This window comes from Mesorhizobium kamtschaticum (genome assembly GCF_056174585.1).
Genome location: NZ_CM149691.1, coordinates 3,924,500 through 3,942,948 on the forward strand (window position 1 = coordinate 3,924,500; position 18,449 = coordinate 3,942,948).

General features: G+C 63.3%; 19 protein-coding genes and 2 pseudogenes. 11 read left to right on the top strand and 10 right to left on the bottom strand.

Features of this window, described 5'->3' with window-relative positions; translation table 11 throughout:
* The first annotated feature begins 7 nt into the window (after positions 1 to 7).
* The 4 genes and pseudogenes from tam (at position 8) to AC0V7N_RS19385 (ending at position 3,082) form a co-directional block, all read left to right on the top strand.
* The gene (gene tam / locus AC0V7N_RS19370; protein WP_475450068.1) at positions 8 to 778 is read left to right on the top strand and encodes a trans-aconitate 2-methyltransferase; all 771 of its coding nucleotides are present in this window, start codon (positions 8 to 10) and stop codon (positions 776 to 778) included.
* Positions 779 to 902: 124 nt separating this feature from the next.
* Positions 903 to 1,238, top strand: coding sequence for a hypothetical protein (locus AC0V7N_RS19375; protein WP_475450069.1), 336 nt, complete (start codon positions 903 to 905; stop codon positions 1,236 to 1,238).
* A gap of 130 nt (positions 1,239 to 1,368) precedes the next feature.
* Positions 1,369 to 2,489 (top strand): annotated as a pseudogene (locus AC0V7N_RS19380) (beta-ketoacyl-ACP synthase III).
* Positions 2,490 to 2,667: 178 nt separating this feature from the next.
* Positions 2,668 to 3,082 (top strand): annotated as a pseudogene (locus AC0V7N_RS19385) (GFA family protein).
* 25 nt (positions 3,083 to 3,107) lie between these two features.
* Here AC0V7N_RS19385 and AC0V7N_RS19390 read toward each other — a convergent pair.
* From AC0V7N_RS19390 to AC0V7N_RS19400, 3 genes are all read right to left on the bottom strand, one after another.
* Positions 3,108 to 3,674, bottom strand: coding sequence for a methyltransferase family protein (locus AC0V7N_RS19390; RefSeq protein ID WP_475450071.1), 567 nt, complete (start codon positions 3,672 to 3,674; stop codon positions 3,108 to 3,110).
* Between the two features lie 109 nt (positions 3,675 to 3,783).
* Entirely contained in the window at positions 3,784 to 4,164 is a 381-nt protein-coding gene (locus AC0V7N_RS19395; RefSeq protein ID WP_496628016.1) for a VOC family protein, read from the bottom strand.
* Positions 4,059 to 4,622, bottom strand: coding sequence for a hypothetical protein (locus AC0V7N_RS19400; RefSeq protein WP_496628046.1), 564 nt, complete (start codon positions 4,620 to 4,622; stop codon positions 4,059 to 4,061). Before AC0V7N_RS19400 ends, AC0V7N_RS19395 begins: the two co-directional genes overlap by 106 nt.
* 113 nt (positions 4,623 to 4,735) lie before the next feature.
* On the opposite strand from AC0V7N_RS19400, the gene AC0V7N_RS19405 reads away from it, so the two are divergent.
* Positions 4,736 to 5,365 carry a TetR/AcrR family transcriptional regulator gene (locus AC0V7N_RS19405; protein WP_475450074.1) on the top strand — a complete coding sequence of 210 codons (630 nt, stop codon included), beginning with the start codon at positions 4,736 to 4,738 and terminating at the stop codon, positions 5,363 to 5,365.
* Between the two features lie 17 nt (positions 5,366 to 5,382).
* Positions 5,383 to 6,000, top strand: a complete 618-nt coding sequence (locus tag AC0V7N_RS19410) for an MOSC domain-containing protein (protein WP_475450075.1) — start codon at positions 5,383 to 5,385, stop codon at positions 5,998 to 6,000.
* 62 nt (positions 6,001 to 6,062) lie between these two features.
* On the opposite strand, the gene AC0V7N_RS19415 is transcribed toward AC0V7N_RS19410, so the two are convergent.
* Positions 6,063 to 6,902, bottom strand: coding sequence for an SDR family oxidoreductase (locus AC0V7N_RS19415; RefSeq protein ID WP_475450076.1), 840 nt, complete (start codon positions 6,900 to 6,902; stop codon positions 6,063 to 6,065).
* Between the two features lie 132 nt (positions 6,903 to 7,034).
* The gene (locus AC0V7N_RS19420) at positions 7,035 to 7,997 is read right to left on the bottom strand and encodes a D-amino acid aminotransferase (RefSeq protein WP_475450077.1); all 963 of its coding nucleotides are present in this window, start codon (positions 7,995 to 7,997) and stop codon (positions 7,035 to 7,037) included.
* A 154-nt stretch (positions 7,998 to 8,151) separates the two neighbouring features.
* Between AC0V7N_RS19420 and AC0V7N_RS19425 the strand changes: the two genes are divergently transcribed.
* On the top strand, positions 8,152 to 8,661 hold the full coding sequence (locus AC0V7N_RS19425; protein WP_475450078.1) for a hypothetical protein: 510 nt from the start codon (positions 8,152 to 8,154) through the stop codon (positions 8,659 to 8,661).
* Between the two features lie 4 nt (positions 8,662 to 8,665).
* Here the strand turns inward: AC0V7N_RS19425 and AC0V7N_RS19430 are convergent, their stop codons facing one another.
* Both AC0V7N_RS19430 and tsaA read right to left on the bottom strand, forming a co-directional pair.
* Positions 8,666 to 8,980, bottom strand: coding sequence for a DUF2293 domain-containing protein (locus AC0V7N_RS19430; protein ID WP_475450080.1), 315 nt, complete (start codon positions 8,978 to 8,980; stop codon positions 8,666 to 8,668).
* On the bottom strand, positions 8,977 to 9,501 hold the full coding sequence (gene tsaA / locus AC0V7N_RS19435; protein WP_475450081.1) for a tRNA (N6-threonylcarbamoyladenosine(37)-N6)-methyltransferase TrmO: 525 nt from the start codon (positions 9,499 to 9,501) through the stop codon (positions 8,977 to 8,979). Before tsaA ends, AC0V7N_RS19430 begins: the two co-directional genes overlap by 4 nt.
* 195 nt (positions 9,502 to 9,696) lie before the next feature.
* Between tsaA and AC0V7N_RS19440 the strand changes: the two genes are divergently transcribed.
* On the top strand, positions 9,697 to 10,713 hold the full coding sequence (locus AC0V7N_RS19440) for an ArsR/SmtB family transcription factor (protein ID WP_475450082.1): 1,017 nt from the start codon (positions 9,697 to 9,699) through the stop codon (positions 10,711 to 10,713).
* On the top strand, positions 10,713 to 11,630 hold the full coding sequence (metF, locus tag AC0V7N_RS19445) for a methylenetetrahydrofolate reductase [NAD(P)H] (protein ID WP_172227321.1): 918 nt from the start codon (positions 10,713 to 10,715) through the stop codon (positions 11,628 to 11,630). Before AC0V7N_RS19440 ends, metF begins: the two co-directional genes overlap by 1 nt.
* Positions 11,631 to 12,102: 472 nt before the next feature.
* On the opposite strand, the gene AC0V7N_RS19450 is transcribed toward metF, so the two are convergent.
* Positions 12,103 to 13,020 carry a DMT family transporter gene (locus AC0V7N_RS19450; protein ID WP_475450083.1) on the bottom strand — a complete coding sequence of 306 codons (918 nt, stop codon included), beginning with the start codon at positions 13,018 to 13,020 and terminating at the stop codon, positions 12,103 to 12,105.
* Between the two features lie 209 nt (positions 13,021 to 13,229).
* Here AC0V7N_RS19450 and AC0V7N_RS19455 point away from each other — a divergent pair, with 209 nt between their 5' ends.
* On the top strand, positions 13,230 to 14,450 hold the full coding sequence (locus tag AC0V7N_RS19455; RefSeq protein WP_496627196.1) for an alanine racemase: 1,221 nt from the start codon (positions 13,230 to 13,232) through the stop codon (positions 14,448 to 14,450).
* Between the two features lie 116 nt (positions 14,451 to 14,566).
* Here the strand turns inward: AC0V7N_RS19455 and AC0V7N_RS19460 are convergent, their stop codons facing one another.
* Both AC0V7N_RS19460 and AC0V7N_RS19465 read right to left on the bottom strand, forming a co-directional pair.
* Complete coding sequence (locus AC0V7N_RS19460; RefSeq protein ID WP_475450084.1) at positions 14,567 to 15,745, bottom strand: lytic murein transglycosylase; 1,179 nt, start codon at positions 15,743 to 15,745, stop codon at positions 14,567 to 14,569.
* Positions 15,746 to 16,039: 294 nt separating this feature from the next.
* Positions 16,040 to 16,840, bottom strand: a complete 801-nt coding sequence (locus AC0V7N_RS19465; RefSeq protein WP_475450085.1) for a glycoside hydrolase family 25 protein — start codon at positions 16,838 to 16,840, stop codon at positions 16,040 to 16,042.
* Positions 16,841 to 17,061: 221 nt separating this feature from the next.
* Between AC0V7N_RS19465 and AC0V7N_RS19470 the strand changes: the two genes are divergently transcribed.
* Positions 17,062 to 18,441 carry a serine hydrolase gene (locus tag AC0V7N_RS19470; protein ID WP_496627197.1) on the top strand — a complete coding sequence of 460 codons (1,380 nt, stop codon included), beginning with the start codon at positions 17,062 to 17,064 and terminating at the stop codon, positions 18,439 to 18,441.
* Positions 18,442 to 18,449: the final 8 nt, after the last annotated feature.

An 18,449-nucleotide genomic window follows, 5' to 3' on the forward strand; every position in this document is an offset into this window, starting at 1 on the left:
AGCTCAAATGGCTGATTGGTCCGCCGCCCAATATCTGAAATTCGAGGACGAGCGCACGCGGCCCGCGCGGGACCTGGTGGCACAGGTGCCGGTCGACTTCCCGCGCCGGGTCGTCGACATCGGCTGCGGGCCTGGCAATTCGACCGAACTTCTGGTCGAACGCTGGCCGGATGCCGCGGTGAGCGGCTTCGACACCTCTCCCGACATGATCGAAAAGGCGAGGGCGCGCCTGCCCAATGTGACCTTCGATCTCGCCGATGCCTCAAAATGGCAGCCGGCCGAGCCGGTCAATGTGATCTTCGCCAATGCGGTGTTCCAGTGGCTGCCGGAACATCCGGCAGTGTTCCAGCGGCTAATGGGCTTTCTGGCGCCTGGTGGCGCGCTGGCCGTCCAGATGCCCGACAATCTGCTTGAGCCTTCGCACCAGGTGATGCGCGAGACCGCCGCCGAAATGCCGTTTGCCGCAAAGATGGCAGGCGCGGCGCGTGGGCCGTTGCCGCCAGTGTCGTTCTATTATGACCTGCTGTCACCGCTCTCCGACCGGCTGGATATCTGGCACACGGCCTACAATCATCCCTTGGCCGATGCCGAGGCGATCGTCGAATGGGTGAAGTCGACCGGGCTGAAGCCGTTCCTCGATCCACTGGACGCCGACGAGCGCAAGCTGTTCCTCGACAGCTACACCGCCAAGGTCAAACAGGCCTATCCGAAGACCGCCAACGGCAAGGTGCTGCTGCGTTTCCCGCGGATCTTCATTGTCGCCAAGCGGGCTGGCTAGGGCGGGCCGGCTAGGAAAGGATTACCCACTTCGCACGCTGCCCTTTGCAGCCGCTTGACCCGGTTTCGCCGCCATGCCCAACTCATCGCGTGGGGCCATGATGGCCGAAGGGCAGGGGTGGATGATGACTTTGAAACGATTGCTTTATGGTGGGGGCGTGTGTGCGGCAGCCCTTCTGGCATTCTCGGTTTCGGCCGAGGCCAAGCGGGCGCGCTGCTTCACCACGGATGACGGGTATTTCGCATGCAGCTACCGCGCGATCGACGATGCGGGCAGCTTCCGCATCTCGGCGCCGGGCTATCCGACCTATGTGCTGGAGATCGACGGGCCGGGTTTTGCCTATGGCTATGTCAATCTCGGCCGCCGCAATGTGCCGTTGCCGGGACAGTTTGTGCGCAGCCGCGACGACGGCGCCTGCTGGAACAACCCGCAGACCAACACCAAACTGTGCGCCTGGTAGGATCGGATACACGCCGGCCTGAATCTTTGGTTTAAGCCGGTGTAAACCGGCCCGATGAGAAAAGTGTTGCGCCGAAGCGTTTCGGCGCCCACATGAAGCCGCAACGCCCGCGGATGGGACAGACTGAAACATGCATCGCGTCATCATCAGCGGCATCGGCGCTGAAATTCCTGAAGCTGTCATCACGAACGAAGAGCTGGTCGAGAGCTTCAACAGCTGGGTCGACACGGAGAACGCGCGGCGCCAAGGCACCGGCGAGGCGCTGCTGCAGAAGTCCGACAGCGACTTCATCGTCCATGCTTCGGGTGTGAAATCCCGTCACGTCATCGAGCGCGAAGGCATTCTCGATCCGACCCGCATGACGCCGCGCATTCCGGCGCGGCCGGATGATGCGCTGTCGCTGGAAGCGGAGTTCGGCATCGCTTCGGCCAGGAAGGCGCTCGACCATGCCGGGCTGAAACCATCCGACATCGACCTGGTCATCTGCTCGGCCTCGCACCACCAGCGTCCGTATCCGGCGATCGCCATCGAAATGCAGGAGGCGTTAGGCACCACCGGAGCCGGCTTCGACATGGGGCTTGGCTGTTCTTCGGCGGCGGCGGCGCTGCATCTGGCGGTCAATCTGGTGCGCTCGGGCGCGCACAAGCGCATTCTGGTGACGACGCCGGAGATCATCACCGGCCACCTCAATTTCCGCGACCGGCAGACGCATTTCATCTTCGGCGACGCCTCGGTGTCGATGGTCGTGGAGGGACTTGCCCAGGGCGACAAACGGCCGGGCCGTTTCGAGGTGCTGGACACGCGCCTGTGGACGCAGATGTCGAACAACATCCGCACCAATCTCGGCTACCACACCCGCACCGCCCAGGATGATCCCTACATGATCAACCTGGAAGGCAATCTGATCAACAGGTCGGCAACAAGGTGTTCAAGGAAGTCACCGTCGCCGGCCAAAAATTCATCGTCGAGTTCCTGGCAGAGCACGGGCTGACCCCGCAGGCCGTCCGGCGCTTCTGGCTGCATCAGGCCAATGCGCGCATGAATGCGATGATCCTGAAACTGTCCTTCGGCCACGATGTCGATCACGATCGGGCGCCGATGGTGCTGGAACGGCTGGGCAACACGGCGGGCGCCGGCGCCATCGTTGCGCTGTCAGAGAACCATGCCGACATGAAGCCCGGCGATTTCGGCTTGATCTGCGCCTTCGGCGCGGGGTATTCGATAGGCGGCGCGCTTATCCGAATGCTTTAGGCATTTCGATATCGAGATGACGCTGGCCTGAAAGGGCCATTCGGGCTTTTAAAATCCGCTTAGCCCGGCCGCTTCGCGCCCGTCTTCCACTCCCGTTCAGCCTGACCTGACCCTCGCACAGCCTGTGCTGGGGACAACTTGAATCAACGCGATCTCGTTTCAGAAAGGAGAGTTTCCAATGGTTGATGCCAGGTGCAGTTGCGGTGCTCTCACGGTGACGCTTCCAGGACCATCAAGACTGGTTGTCGCCTGCCATTGTCTCGACTGCCAGCAGAACCGGCGCACCCTTCGGCGTCGGCGCCTTTTATCCGCGCGAGGCGGTGGCCATCTCCGGAACCTCGAAAGAGTTCACCCGCGACGCGGCCAGCGGCGAGACGGTGCACAACTACTTTTGTCCAGACTGTGGCTCGACGGTCTATTGGAGAGCCGACAGGCTGCCGTCGATGATCGGCGTTGCCGTCGGTGCGCTGGCCGACCCGACATACCCGCCTCCCGTCAGGTCGATTTTCGAGCAGTCGAAACATGATTGGGTTCAGATCGACGGTGCTGTCGACCATTTTCGGCAAAGCAGCGCAACGGGGAAATCGAGCTGAGCTGGCGTTCGCCGCATCTTGCCGGTCAGGCTGGTGTGAAGGGGACCAGCATCGGCACCCGTCGGGCGTAATCGTCATAGGCAGCGCCGAGTTCGCCACGCAGGAAGCTTTCCTCGAGCCTTGCCTTGACGACGATGCCGATGATGAGCAGGACGGTGCCCGCAATGCCCCAGACCGTGCCCTTGGCCGCCATGGTGGCGAGGATGGCGAGCAGCAGTCCGGTGTAGATCGGGTGGCGGACGAGTCCGTAAGGGCCGGTATCGACGACATGGTGGTCGGCCTTGGCGGTGACCGTGCCCGACCAGAGCCTGCCGAGATGCAGGCGCGCCCACCACGCGAAGGCGATGCCGATGGCAATCAGGGCAACGCAGATCCAGGCTTCGGCAAGATCAGGCATCCACAGCCTGAGCCGGCCCTCATAGCCGTGCGCGGGAATGAACAGCAGCACCGCACCGGCCAGCCACAGAATTCGATAGCGGGCCTCTGCTTTGAATCCGACGCGCTTCTGGGCAGGGTCGGCCCACAAAGCGGCGGCGGCCCAGCTCACCGCCCAGATCAACCAAAGCAACGTGATTGCCGTCACCGGCCGCATGAGAACCTCCGCCGACTGTCTGGACCACCATGAAGCGGGTGCAGCAAGGCGGCAATGCGGCGGTATCCCGAACCGGCCGCTGTTCCGGTAAGAAGATCGTGATCCCTGCTCAATCACTTGAGCAGCTGAACATCCATTGCACGCCATAGGCGTCGACCAGCATGCCGAAGCTGGTTCCCCAATATTGCCTTGCCAGGGGCACGGGGATGCGGCCGCCGGTCGCCATGCGGGAGAAAAGCTCGCGCATGGCGGCAAGGTCGTCGAACTCCAGCATCATGGCGGAGCCTTTCATCGGCTCCGCATCGTCATTGTCGGAGGCATGGAACAGAACGCCTGGACCTTCGAAGCGCGCATGCAGGATCTTTCCGCGCATGGCTTCGGTTCTCACCGGCATGTCGTTGTCGCCCCAGCGCAGCAGGATCGTTGCCAGGCCAAGGCCGCATTGTTCGTAAAAGGCCAGTGCGGGCTCGCAATTGGTGGTGAAGAACAGCGAAGGGGAGAGGCGCATCCTGTCTTCCCTATCAAATCAGTGCGCGGCGGCAGTGGCGGCTGCGACGAGCGCGTCGCCGGTATCTGCCTGTCACCGATGCCCCAGCCGCCGTCAGGCGCGTTGACGATGTTGATCCAGGTGTTTTCAGGCCTGTGCTCGGGCACGCAGAGCTCGGCGACAATCGCGGAAGCGGCGTTGATGAAGGCCTTTCGGGCCTCGACCGAGGCAAGGCCGATATTGGGCAATTTCAACTCGACCATGACCACGGGCCGATTGCCGCCGCCGGCATAGATGTGGCGCGCCGGCAGGACGTGGACTGTGCCGCCGACAATCGCGGTGAAAAAAGAATTGCCGGTGGCGCCGGAGGCTTCGATGAGGGCGGCACTGAGGCGCGGCAGGATCTCGCGCTCTCCGACCTCTGTCAGTACGCCTTCCGGCGCGGTCACGGTGATTGGCATTTGGGCTCTCCTCGGGTTGCATGGTTTTGCCGGGCGCCTCCGGCTTGCCATGTTTCGTATCAATTGTTACGTTATGTGAAACGAGCGAGTCAACAGGTTTCGTAGCGATCACTATGGATAATTTGGAAAAGCCGCGCGGCGGCCGGCCGCGAGCCTTCGATCCCGACCGGGCACTGGACGCAGCGATGCATCTGTTCTGGGAGCATGGCTATGAGGCGACGTCGCTGGCCATGCTGCGTGAGGCGATGGGGCTGACGCCACCGCAGATCTACAACGCTTTCACCGACAAGGAGACTTTGTTTCGCAAGGCGCTGACACGCTACCACGAGACGGAGATCGGTTTTGCGCTGGACGCGCTGAGCGCGCCGGTGCCGACGCGGGAGGCGATCCGGCGGTTGCTGATAGGCGCCGCGGAGGCCTATTCCAGGCCCGGGAAGCCGGGTGGATGCCTGTTCGTCAGCGGTGCGCTGGCAGCCTCGCCGCAGGCGCAAGCCATTGCCGATGAACTCAAGGCCTATCGCAAGGCGAGCGAAGCAGCGATTGCCGAGCGCCTGGCCAAGGGGAGGGCGGCGGGCGACCTGCCGGAAGGCCTCTCCGTCGAAGGCTTCGCCAAATACCTGGCCGGCGTTATGAACGGCATGTCGATCCAGGCGCGGGACGGCGCATCGGTCGAAGAGTTGCGCCTTTTGGCCCAAACCGCTCTTGCGGTCTTGCCGGCCGAAGGGCAAAAACGGGAAGCATGATTCAAGGACAGAACGCCATGCTGGATCTCTTCCCCGAGGCCGAGAAGCCGGTCGACATTATCCCGGCCAAGAAGCTTTCCGCCCGCGCGGCGGCACTCTATGTCGCGCCGGCGGATCATTTCCAGACGCGTCCGGTGGAGGAATTGCGGCTCGGCTTCGACGGCATATCGGGCGATTTCCATGCCGGACCGACGCGACGCTCGGGCGGGCGCGAACCCTGGTATCCCCGCGGCACCGAAATGCGCAATGAGCGGCAGCTGTCGATCGTCGCTGCGGACGAACTGGCCATCGTCGCCGAGCGGATGGGTTTGGCCGAGATCAAGCCGGAATGGATCGGCGCCAATCTGGTGATCGAAGGCGTGCCGAACCTCTCCATGCTGCCGGCCGGCACGCTGCTGTTCTTCAAGGATGGCGTGACCCTCAAGGTCGACGCACAGAACGGACCATGCCGTCTCGCCGGCCGATCGATCGCTGAAAACGCGGGAATGGCCGACATTGAAGCCGGCGCACTGCTCTTTCCCAAAGTGGCCAAACGGCTGCGTGGTCTCGTCGCCTGGGTCGAGAAACCCGGAAGGATCAGCGTCGGCGAAGAGATTTCGGCGCGGGTGCCGGAGCAGTGGATCTATCAGGCGTAACTGCGCGCCTGAGGGCAGGGGCTACGCCGCCCATTGAGCGGCGTAGCGGACACCGCAAATCGTCAGTCCTTGCGGTTCTTCTTCGCGCCTTGCGCCATGACCGACACGTGGTCCCACCTGTCCCAGGTGGCGAGGCGGTTGGCGTATTCCTGGCGGATCATCGGCAGGCCGCCATCGCCGAAGAACACGCGCAGCGGCGGCTCGGCGGCGTCGACGATGGCCAGCATTGCCGGGCCGGTTGCGTCGGGATCGCCGGCGACCGAGTTGGCGCGGCGCTCGGCCATCTTGGCGCGAGCAGGCGCATAGGCCTCGATCGGCTTGGAGACCTTGGCTGAGGCGCCGGACCAGTCGGTGGAGAAGCCGCCCGGCTCGACCAGCGTGACATGGATGCCGAATTCCGCGACCTCGATGTTGAGCGACTGGCTGAAGGCTTCCAGCGCCCATTTCGAGGCATGGTAGAGGCCGAGCGAGGCAAAGGCGTTGACGCCGCCGATCGACGAGATCTGGATGATGTGGCCGGACCGCTGCGCCCGCATGATCGGCAGCACGGCCTGGGTCACCCATAGAGCGCCGAACACATTGGTTTCGATCTGGTCGCGGGCTTCCTGCTCGCTGACCTCCTCAATGGCGCCGAAATGGCCGTAGCCGGCATTGTTGATGACGACGTCGAGCCGGCCAAAGCGCTTGTGCGCCTCGGCGATAGCGGCATCGACGGCTTTCTTGTCGGTGACGTCGAGCTTTATCGCGGCGATGTTGTCGCCATATTTCTCGACCAGATCGGCGAGCGTGCCGGCGTCACGGGCGGTCGCGGCAACGCGGTCGCCACGCGCCAACGCGGCCTCGGCCCAGACGCGGCCAAAACCCTTCGACGATCCGGTGATGAACCAAACCTTGTTTGTCATGATGTGGAGTCCTTGCCCCTGCGGGCGTGATTTTGGATGAAAGCGGAGGCTTCTCCGCTTTCGGGCATATACGGTCTATCCCCTGATTTTCCAGAGGCGAGGGGAAATCTTTTTGAACGAGAGGCCCTTTGATCAGGGATAGTTCACCTGAGACGACCACGCCGGGTCGTCGTGCTTTTGCCAGTAGAGAGCCATCAGCCGGCTGGTGACCGGCCCGACCTTGCCGTTGGCGATCGCCACGCCATCGATCTCAGTCACCGGCATGATGCCGCCGGCGGTCGAGGTGATGAAGACCTCGTCGGCCGCCTTGAGCGCGGCGACGCTGACATCGTCCGCGTTGGCGACAAGACCTTCCTCGCCACAGAGATCGAAGACGGTGCGCCTTGTGATGCCGGGCAGCACGCCGATGGCCGGGGTCGACAGTTTGCCGTCCTTGACGCAGAAGACGTTGAAGCCCGGACCCTCGGCGACATTGCCGTTGAAGTCGAGAATGAGCGCGGTCTCGGCGCCGCGGTCATAGGCATCGTAGAGGCCGCGCACCAAATCGAGCCAGTGGTAGTTCTTGATCGCCGGATCAATCGCGGCTGGCGGGATGCGCACCCTGTCGCTGATGGCGACGCGCAGGCCACGCTGCAGCTGCTCGGCGTTGGCAACCGAGCCGAACGGCACGGCGAAGGCCATGAAGCGGTTGATCGCCTGGCGCGGATCGCGGCTGAAGGTCGGCGAGGCGCCGCGCGTGCACAGCATCTCGACATAGGCGGCGCGATGGCCCGAAAGTGCTACGCAATTGTGCAGGATTTCGGTCACGCCGTCGCGGCCGAAAGGGATGGTCATGCGCAGCTTTTCCAACCCGCCGAAGAAGCGGTCGAGATGCAGATCGAGGCGGAAGAAGCGGCTGTTCCAGACATGCACCGTGTCGTAAGTGGCGTCGGAATGCAGAAAACCCCAATCGAGCACGGATACCTTGGCTTGCGACATCGGCAGATACTGGCCGTCGAGGAAGGCGATGCCGTCGGGATAGGCATGCGGGTCGATATGGCGGTCGCTGACCACAGGCAGTGGCTTTGAGGCCTGTGTTGCCGTCGTCTGGTCCATCGGGGCCTCCTCGCGCGCAGGGTCATCAGCCTATCAGCGCCGGACAGAAGGCATAGAGCCAGCCATCCGGCGATGTTCGTCCTCCATGACGGTCTAGCCGATACATTGGATTGGAGTTGCCTTATAATCCGATGGGGCAGAATGGGAGGGGGATATGGGCAGGTTTTGGGCCGTCATGGCGGCCATGATGATTTTCGCCGCCGCGGGCGAAGCCAGCGCGCAATGCACGAAAGAAGGCGACGAACTCTGCCACGGTGGCCAGACCTATCGCTGCGAGAAGACCGGCAGCGAATTGACGCCGATCTTCCAGAACCTGCCTTGTGCGGTGAACGTGCCGGCGCAGAGATTTACCGGCACCTGGGTCGGCAGCGGCCACCAGAGCCCGGCGGGTGATGCCGGCGCCGACTGGGCGATCGCCATGACGATCAGGGATGACGGCGCGTCGATCGATTATCCGTCCCTCGGCTGCGGTGGGTCGCTGTCGCAGACGTCGAGGGACGAGACGTCGGCGGAATTCCATGAGAGCATCACCTACGGCCAGGACAAATGCATCGATGGCGGCGACATCACCGTCCGGTTTTTCAAGGGGAACCTGTCCTGGACCTGGGTCGGCCAGGCCGACGGCCAGCCTTATGATGCGATCGCCGTGCTGACGCGGCAGTAGCGTCTCATTCCTCTTCCTCGTCGGCGTCGAGCAGGCGTGTCGCGCGCCAGCGGGTGAGCACGATGTTGGTCTGCTCGATGACGAAGAAGCGGGCGGAGTCGCGGTCATAGCCCTCGGCCAGCAGCTTTTCGTAGTCAGTGTGCATGTGACGGATATGGGCGATCGTCGCCAGCCACACGGCGATCGTCGGCGGCAAGGTCTTCATATGCACCGAGCCGGCGTCGGTGCGGATTTTTTCCATGTCGGCGTAAGGCGCCAGCGGCAGAAGGGCTGTCAGCGCCTTGGCGATGGCGCGGCGGCGGCCGGTCGGCGCTGTCATCGCTCATCACGTCCTTCAACGGTCGCCTCGGCAATGGCATCGGTCGAGGCGAAGTAAGGCTTGATGTCGATGACCGGCGTGCCGTCGAGCACGTCGATGGCGTCAAGATGGATGCGCCCGGTGGCGATGTCCAACCCGACGAGCCTTGCCACATGCAAGCCGACCGGATTCGGCCGAGCAGGGGAGCGCAGGCCGAATACGCCTTTCGCATTAGTCGCATGGCGGGGTTTCTGCACAATCAGATTCCGCGGCGCATGATGCAGCCAGGACAGGATGACGACGTGGCTGGCGCGCTCCAGTCCGCGCAAGCCATCCCGGTAGGGCGCGTCGATGGTCAGCACCGCCGGCTGCCCGGTCTCGCGGGCCGTCCGCATATTCTTCGGGCAGCTCTCCCGCGTCGTCCAAGGCGAGGCGATGCGGCCGATGAAGACGACGCCGGCATCCGCCGGCATCGTTGCCGGATCCTGGTCCAGCCTCTGCTCGCCTTCGCGTGCCTCGAACATTTCGCGTGGCCCGGTCATTTGCTCATCTCTGTGTTGGTGCCTGTCATTGTCCCAAGACCGCCCCACATTTTTTTGGGCGGATGCACCGGGAAATCACGCATGCGGCATTTTCTTGTCCGGGAGCGACATAGCGCTTGCAAGGTTTTGAAAATCGACATAAACATATGTTTATATCTTTTTCAAAGTGAATTGCGCTGAAACGAGAATACGCTGATGCATGTCTCTCTCGACACCATGGTGGATACGCTGAAGGCGGCGGCCGAATCCAGCCGCTTGCGCATATTGGCACTGTTGTCGCGCGGTGACCTCACCGTTTCCGATCTTACCGAAATTCTCGGCCAGTCGCAGCCGCGCGTCTCGCGCCACCTGAAGCTGCTGCTCGAGGCCGGGCTGATCGGCCGTTACCAGGAAGGGTCATGGGCCTTCTTCCGCCTGTCGGATACCGATTCCGCGCGGGACTTCGTCATGGGGCTGGTTTCCAGCATTCGCGGCGCCGATCCGCAAGTCGAGCGCGATCTCGAGCGGCTCGCCTCGGTCAAGCGCAAGCGGCAGGACCGGGCGACGGAGTACTTTTCCGTGAATGCCGCGAGTTGGGACCATATCCGCTCGCTGCACGTGCCGGATCGCGCCGTCGAGGCCGCGATGTTGAAGCTGGTCGGCAAGCGCCCGTTCCAGTCGATGCTCGATCTCGGCACCGGCACCGGGCGGCTGCTCGAAATCTTCTCGCCGCTTTACCGGCGCGGTGTCGGCATCGACATGTCGCGCGAAATGCTGACCGTGGCGCGCGCCAATCTCGACAAGGCCGGCGTTTCGAACGCGCAGGTGCGGCAGGGCGATATCTTCGCGCCGCCGGTCGAGCGCGATGCCTTCGATCTCGTTACCATCCATCAGGTGCTGCACTATCTCGATGATCCGGCCCGCGCCATCCACGAGGCGGCGCGGCTTTTGCGCCCGTCGGGCCGGCTGGTCATCGTCGATTTCGCGCCGCACGCGCTGGAATTCCTGCGCGATGAGCATGCACATATGCGCCTCGGCTTTTCCGACCGGCAGATCGGCGAATGGTTTGCCGAGACCGGCCTCGATCTCGAGGATGCTCAGGAATTCGAGCCGCGCGGTGGCAACGAGGCCAGGCTCACGGTAAAACTCTGGCTTGGCCGCGATCGGCGCCTGCTGATCGCCGATCCCGCCAATGAGCAGACCAAAGTGAACTCGATAGGGGAAATCGCCTGATGAACCAGTTCCGCTTTTCCCGCCGCCCCGACATTGGCGACAAGGTCAAGGTTTCCTTCGAATTCTTCCCGCCCAAGAACGACGAGATGGAGGCGCGGCTGTGGGATACGGTCACCCGGCTGGAGCCGCTGAAGCCGAAATTCGTCTCGGTGACCTATGGCGCCGGCGGTTCGACGCGTGAGCGCACGGCGCGCACCATCAGCCGCATCCTGAAGGAGACCAGCCTGACGCCGGCCGCGCACATGACTTGCGTCGATGCCGCCCGCCATCAGGTCGACGCGGTGATCCAGGAATTCGCCGACATGGGCGTGAAGCGCTTCGTTGCCTTGCGGGGCGATCCGGCAGCGGGCGTCGGCACCGCCTACCGGCCGCATGCGGACGGCTATGCTAACGGCGCCGAGCTGGTTGGCGCGCTGAAGGACGCCGGCGATTTCGACATCTCGGTTTCGGCCTATCCGGAAAAGCATCCCGAAAGTCCTGACTTCGCCACCGACATCGACATGCTGAAGCGCAAGGTCGACAATGGCGCGACGCGGGCGATCACCCAGTTCTTCTTCGACAATGATCTCTACGAGCGTTATGTCGAGCGCGCGCGCCGCGCCGGCATCTACATCCCGATCGTGCCTGGCATCCTGCCGGTGCACAATTTCACCCAGGTCGCCAATTTCTCGGCGCGCTGCGGTGCGCTGGTGCCGGCGTGGCTGGCCGAGCGCTTCGACGGCCTGCAGAACGACCCGCAGACGCATGCGCTGGTGGCATCGGCCGTGGCCGCCGAACAGGTGCTCGACCTGGTCGAGCGCGGGGTGGGCGATTTCCACTTCTACACGATGAACCGTGCCGACCTCGTCTTCGCCATCTGCCACATGATCGGCATCCGCTCGCACGAGGCGGAGGTGGCCGGATCGGCCGCGGCATAGGGCGGACTGAATAGCAAAAGGCCGGGTAAAAACCCGGCCTTTCGAATTGGTTAGACTATTTGGTGCTGGTCTTCCCCGTCTTGGCGGGTTCAGGGAAGGACGCCCATAATGAGGGCGCCGATGAAAGCAAACGCAGCACAAATCATCAATGCGTTGATCGGCCTCGTAAGTCCCATGACATAGCCTCCTCTTAAAGAGCTATGCCTAGGAGTCTAGGTTCATTTGTGCCACAGGCAAGCGGAAAATGTGCTGCATTGCGACGTAAATGCTAGATTTGCGACCTCGCTTTTGCCGTTAGCCGTTGAAACTCTTCGGCAAAAACCCGCTTCAGACCTGTGAATAAATTGTGGCGACCGCGTGTCGATCCTGTGTCATGGCAGCGCTACCACCGCGAAAGTCGACTTCGACTTTCGCTCCAATCGGAGGATCCAATCAAAGCGGTTGGAGCGCGTCCAATTGGATGCGCGGCGCGCTACCGTCTTCCAAGGACACGTCCGTCGATTGTGAGAAGACCGAGTCCGATCAGCACCACGCCGCCGATCTCGAACAGTTCCAGCCGCTCGCCGAGGAACAGGAAACCGAGCAGCATGGCGCTGGCCGGCACGATCAGCGTCACCAGCGAGGCGTTGGTGGCGCCGGCCGAGGCGACGAGGTTGAAATAGAGGATATAGGCAAAGGCGGTGGACAGCAGCGCCAGTGCCAGCACCGCGGCCCAGACCGGCGGCGAGGCCGAGAACAGGCCGGCGGGGCCGTGCGCCAGCAGCACGACCGGAATCATGATGATGGTCGAAGCGGTCAGCTGTCCGGTAGCGATGACCGGCGAGGGCACGCCCTTGAAGCGGCGGGCGACCATCAGCGCGATGCCATAGGACAAGGACGCGCCGATCAGCGCGAATTTCGCCCAGACCGGGCCGCCGAGTCCGGCGAGCAGGCCGGGACCGATCATGACAGCCGTGCCGGCGACGCCGAGCCCAATGCCGGCGAGCTTGTTCCAGGATAGCTTTTCATCCGATGTCAGCGCGTTGGCGAGGATCAGCGTCCAGAACGGTGTCGTCGCGTTGAGCACCGAGGCGACACCGGCGCCAAGCTCAGTCTGGCCGGCAAAGATCAGCGAGAAGGGCACGACATTGTTGGTGAAGGCCAGCAGGAAGAACAGGCCGGCATGGGGAAGGGCAAGGCGGAAGGATGGACCGCGAATGGCCAGATAGATCTGCAGCGCGATTGCCGCGATGGCGACGCGAAACAGCACCAGAACCAGCGGGTGAAGCTCTGCCACCGCAATGCGGGCGAAGAAGAACGAACCGCCCCAGATCGCGCCGAGCAGCAGGAGCTGCCCCCAGTCCTTGAGCACCATCGGCCCGCGCGGTGCGGATGTCTCGGCTATTGCCATGTTGATCGCCCTCCCAGACGGCCTGAATGCCAGCCAGTCAGGTGAAAGGCATATCGGGTTTGCCAGCAAGGGCCACCCGAAACCTGATCGCTGGCAAACACTGCTGCCAAAGAGCTAGCGCCGTTGCGTCAGTGCCGCGAGACACAGAATTGTTTTCATTAGCCGCTAGCTTGGATTAATTGTGCGCAGCCGAGATCGAGGATCCGTCCATGCAGCGATTCGAAAATGCCCGCGAGGCGGCACTGGCGCTTCGCCCGGACGATCCGGTCTATTGCTTTCGCCCGCAGGTGCTGATGGCGGATGCCAGGCAGTTCATGGGCATGTTCCCCGGCAAGACCGCCTATGCGGTCAAGACAAATGGCGAGCCGATCGTGCTGAAGGCCCTTGTCGAGGCCGGCGTCACCGCCTTCGACGTTGCTTCGCCTGGTGAGTTCGCCGCCGTGCGCGCGGTCTCGCCCGATGCCGAGATGCTCTACATGCACCCGGTCAAGGCGCAGTCTGATATCAAGCTGGCGCTGGAGAAATACGGCATCCGCGTCATTTCGCTCGATCATGAGGACGAGATCACCAAGGTGACCCGGGTGGTGCGGGCGCTCGACATCGACCCGGGCACGATCAGCGTGTTCGTGCGGGTGCAGACCAAGGGCCACGCCGCCTACGAGCTGTCGAAGAAGTTCGGCGCCGGGCCGGCCTATGCGGTCGAACTCGCCGAGCGGCTGAACCGCACCGGCTACAAGGTCGGGCTTTGCTTCCATGTCGGCAGCCAGATCGAGGATCCCGACACGTATGAGCGGGCGCTGGCCTCGGCCGACTGGGTGCGCAACCGGTTGACCTTCGATATTGCCGGGCTCGATGTCGGCGGCGGTTTTCCGGCCGAATACGGCCACGATCCCAACCGCAAGCAGATCGAGATGCCGTCGCTTGGCCAGATCATGTCGCGGCTGTCCGGCGACCTGAAGGAATACCAGTTCGACCAGGTACCCTTGGTGGCCGAGCCGGGCAGGGTGATCGTTGCACGCTGCCTGTCGCTGATCGTGCGCGTGCTGCTGCGCAAGGGCAAGCGGCTCTACATCAATGACGGCATCTGGGCGTCGCTGTCGGATTCATGGACCGGCAAGATCACGCTGCCGGCCCGCTTCATTCCCGACCCGGCGATCCGGACCCGCAATGGCGATGAGAGCAAAATCGTGCCGTTCAAGGTCTGCGGCGCGACCTGCGATTCCGTCGACATCCTGTCCAGGCCATTCTGGCTGCCGGAAACCGTCGACACCGGCGACTGGATCGAGATCGGCCATATCGGCGCCTATTCGCTGTCGCTCAGGACCCGCTTCAACGGGTTCTATCCAGACACGTTCGTCGAAGTGACGACGCCGTTCGACGAAGGCGATGCACCGCAGGGATTTGCCAGTTTGGAGACGATGGCGGATTAGGGAAATAAGGCAGTAAGGCAGTAAGGCAGTAAGGCAGTAAGGCAGTAAGGCAGTAAGGGAATAGGGGTGGCGGCAGTCACTGCTTTCGGGCGGGTTTTTCCTACTGCCCTACTGCCCTACAATTTCCCCAACAACTCCGGCGTCGGCCAGCCATCCACTGGCAGGCCCAGTCGCATCTGTTCCTTGCGGATCGCTTCGCGGGTGTTGGTGCCCAGAATGCCGTCGACCGTGCCGACGTCGTAGCCCCTGGCTTCGAGCTTGGTCTGCAGCGATTTCATCTGCTCGTTGTTGAGACCTTGTTCCGGGTTGCGCGGATCAAGCGGCGGCGCGCCGGCGAGCCGTGCGGCGAGGTTGGCCGCGGTCAGCGCGTAGGTGAAGGACTGGTTCCATTCGAGATAGACGTCGAAATTGTCGTAGGTGAGGAAGGCCGGTCCCTTGCGGCCCATGGGCAAGGCCAGGCCTGCCTTGAGACCCTTGTCGATCAGGGGGGAGCCGTCGGGATTGGTGACGCCCCACTGCGCCCACTGAGTCAGCGGCAATTTGTTGGTGCGGCCGGTCTGGTCCCAGGGCATCTCGTCGGGCACACGCACTTCCTGGATCCAGGGCTCGTCGCGCTTCCAGCCGCGCGACAGCACCTTGTTGGCCGTGGTCATGATCACGTCCGGCACGCTTTTGCGCAGGTCGATCTTGCCATCGCCGTCACCGTCGACGCCGTGCGTCAGATAATCGGAAGGCAGGATCTGCGTCTGGCCGATCTCGCCGGCCCAGGCGCCAGTGACATCGGCCGGCAGCACGCCGCGATCGATCAGCTCCAGAAGCGGCACCAGCTGCTGGCGGAACAGCTGCGGACGCCGGCAGTCATGCGAAAGCGTCACCAGCGCGCTCAGCGTGTGGAAATCGCCCTGCACGGCGCCGAAATCGGTCTCCAGCGCCCAGAAAGCGGTGATCACCGGCGCCTGGACGCCGAACTGCTGGTCGGCACGGGCGAAAATATCGGCGTATTTCTTCATGTTCGCCGCACCTTGCTTCAGCCGGTAGGCCGAGATCATGCGGTTGGAAAATTCGACAAAGGTCTGGGTGAAGACGCCCTGGGCGCGGTCGCGCGCCAGCGCCCTCTCGTCAAAATTGGCATCTTCCAGCGCGTCGAGACCGACGGCGCCGACGCCGGCCGCCTTGGCTTCCGCCGCCACACCCTGTTTCCAGGTTTCGAAGTCGCCGCCGCATTGCTGCGCCATCGCCGGCAAGGCCGTGGCGCACAGGAATAGCGCCGCGAGGGCTTGGGAACGCAGTCGCATCAGCTTCCTTTCGAAACGAAGAGGGCATTGTCGTGCTTGGCTGGAAACCCAACGCCCTGAATTACCGGCGGTTGCACTTTTTACCGCTGGCTGTGTCGAAAAGCAGGCGGCAGGCCCGGTGTCAACGGTTCTTCTGCCGCAGCCCCTTGTTGAATGCGGTTCGCTGCCGTTGCCCCCCGTTCAACGGGAGCTCTGCTGGAGTGATTTGGTCGAGGCGGTGCTGCCGTTGAACCCGGTTCAACGGGAGCTCTGCTGGAGTGATTTGGTCGAGGCGGTGCTGCCGTTGAACCCGGTTCAACGGGTGTTCTGCCGCAGCCACTTATTCCATGCGGCTTCCGAGCCGTTGAAGACGTTGATGTCGGATTTGCCGGTCATGCCGGGAACGATGCCGGTTCCGGTGTACTGCCAGAAGGTGAAGGGGTGGCTGCCATACTTCTCGCGCGGATGGCCGGCGACGGAGCGCAGCCAGTAAGGATAGCCGCGGAAGGTCGAAAGCTCATTGTCGTCGAAGAAATCGACCGAGGTGTAGATGATCGGCTTCTTGCCGTAATGCCGCTCGACGATCTCGAGGAAGGTGGTCATCTCCGCGCGCACCGTGGCGGCGTCGGGACGCAGCCTGCAGGTCGGCGATTTCGGGTTCCATTCCATGTCGAGGACCGGCGGCATGGCGGAGCGGTCGACGGGAACATTCTGGATGAACCAGCGCGCCTGCTGGGCGGCCGGAGTGCAGAAATAGAAGAAATGATAGGCCGCGCGCGGAACGCCGGCGGCTTTCGTGCGCGCCCAGTGCTCGCTAAAATACTCGTCGAAGCGGTCGCCGCCTTCGGTGGCCTTGATGAAGGCGAAGGAAATGCCGCTCGCCTTGGCCGTCGGCCAGTCGACCGAGGTCTGGTATTTGGAGACGTCGGTGCCGTGAACGGCATAGTTCCACGGCGCGCCGCTGTCCCATTCATGCGGCTTGGAATCGGCGAAACGCGGCGCGCGCACGGCCACCGTCGGGCTGCTGGAGGCGGATGGCGACAGCGGCGACAGATCGTCCACGGTCGAGCAGGCGCCAAGCAGCGTCAGCATGAAAAGAGCCGCAAGACGGCGCATCACAACTTCCAAGCCGGAATCAGCCGGTCGCTGATGGGTCTGTGAACTGATGGCCGGTCTGGCCTCTCCGAACGATCGCCCCACGCATCGCTCAGCATATCCTGTGATGGCCGATCATGGTTGATAATCCGTTGATGGCGCTCGACAGGAGCCCCGATTTGCGGAAGCAATGGCGGCAAATCGATGACATAAGGGTCGGGCGAGAGCTTGAGAGAAAGCAGATGCGGATCGTCGTCAAGATCGTCAAATGGCTGCTTGGCCTGATCGTGCTGGCGGTCGCCGCGCTGTTTGCCTGGCTCTACATCGCGCCGCCGGAACTGATCCGCGTCGGTTCCGGCTATTCGGCCAAGATCGTCTGCTCCAACGTCTTCATCGCCGGGCGCGACCCCAATGAGGTGCTTGCCGTCGACGTGCAGGCGCCCGGCCACCCGCTGCTGCGGCTGATGCGGGTCTCGGTCGACAAGAACAGGGGCACGGTTTCGGCGGGCCTGCTTGGCTTCCTCGGCAAGAGCGAGGCGGTTTCCCGTGACGGGCTCGGCTGCGCTTCGGTTCCCGACGGCGATGTCGGCAAGGCGCGGCGCACGGTAGTCCATGCCGAACCCGCCGCAACCAGCCAGGACACGCTGTGGCCGGAAGGCGAGCGGGTCGAGGCGTCGCAGGATCCGGTGATTGGCAAGTTGCTGGACGATGCGGCGCTGACCGGCGCCGGCATGCGCGCGGTCGTCGTGGTCAAGAACGGCCGCGTCGTCGCCGAACGCTATGGCGACGGCTTTTCGGCCAAGACGCCGCTGCTCGGCTGGTCGATGACCAAGACGGTGAACGCCGCCATCATCGGCACGCTGGTCAAGGACGGCAAGATGGCCGTCGACAACAAGGGCCTGTTCGCGCCGTGGAAGGCTGACGGCCGTGCCGCGATCAGCCTTGCCGACATGATGGCGATGTCGAGCGGGCTGGAGTTCAACGAGGATTATGGCGACGTCGCCGATGTCACGCGCATGCTCTATCTCGAGCCAGACATGGCGGGTTTTGCCGAATCCAAACCGCTGATCGGCGAAGTCGGCAAGGTGTTTTCCTATTCGAGCGGCACGGCAGTGATGCTGTCGCGCCTCTGGCAGGATGCGATCGGCGACAAGGCCAAGGCGCTGACATGGCCACGCAGCGCGCTGTTCGAGCCGCTCGGCATGCACAGCGCGGTGCTCGAAACCGACGAACAGGGTACGTTCGTCGGCTCGTCCTATCTCTATGCCACCTCGCATGACTGGGCCCGCTTCGGCCAGTTCCTGCTGCAAGGCGGGGTCTGGAACGGCAACCAGGTGCTGCCGGCCGGTTTCGTCGACTGGATGCGCGAGCCGGCGCCTGCGTCGAAAGTCTACGGCAAGGGCCAGCTGTGGATCGAAGCGCCGGGCGATGAGGAAAAGCCGGGCGCCGGCGTCGCCGCCGGCTTGCCCAAGGACACCTATTGGATGGAAGGGCATGACGGGCAGACGGTCACCATCATTCCGTCGGAGCAACTGGTGATTGTGCGGCTCGGGCTGACCCCGGCCAAGCTCGGCTACCGGCCGCAGTCGATGGTGGGCGCGCTGGTGAAGGCGCTGCATTAGCCCTGCAA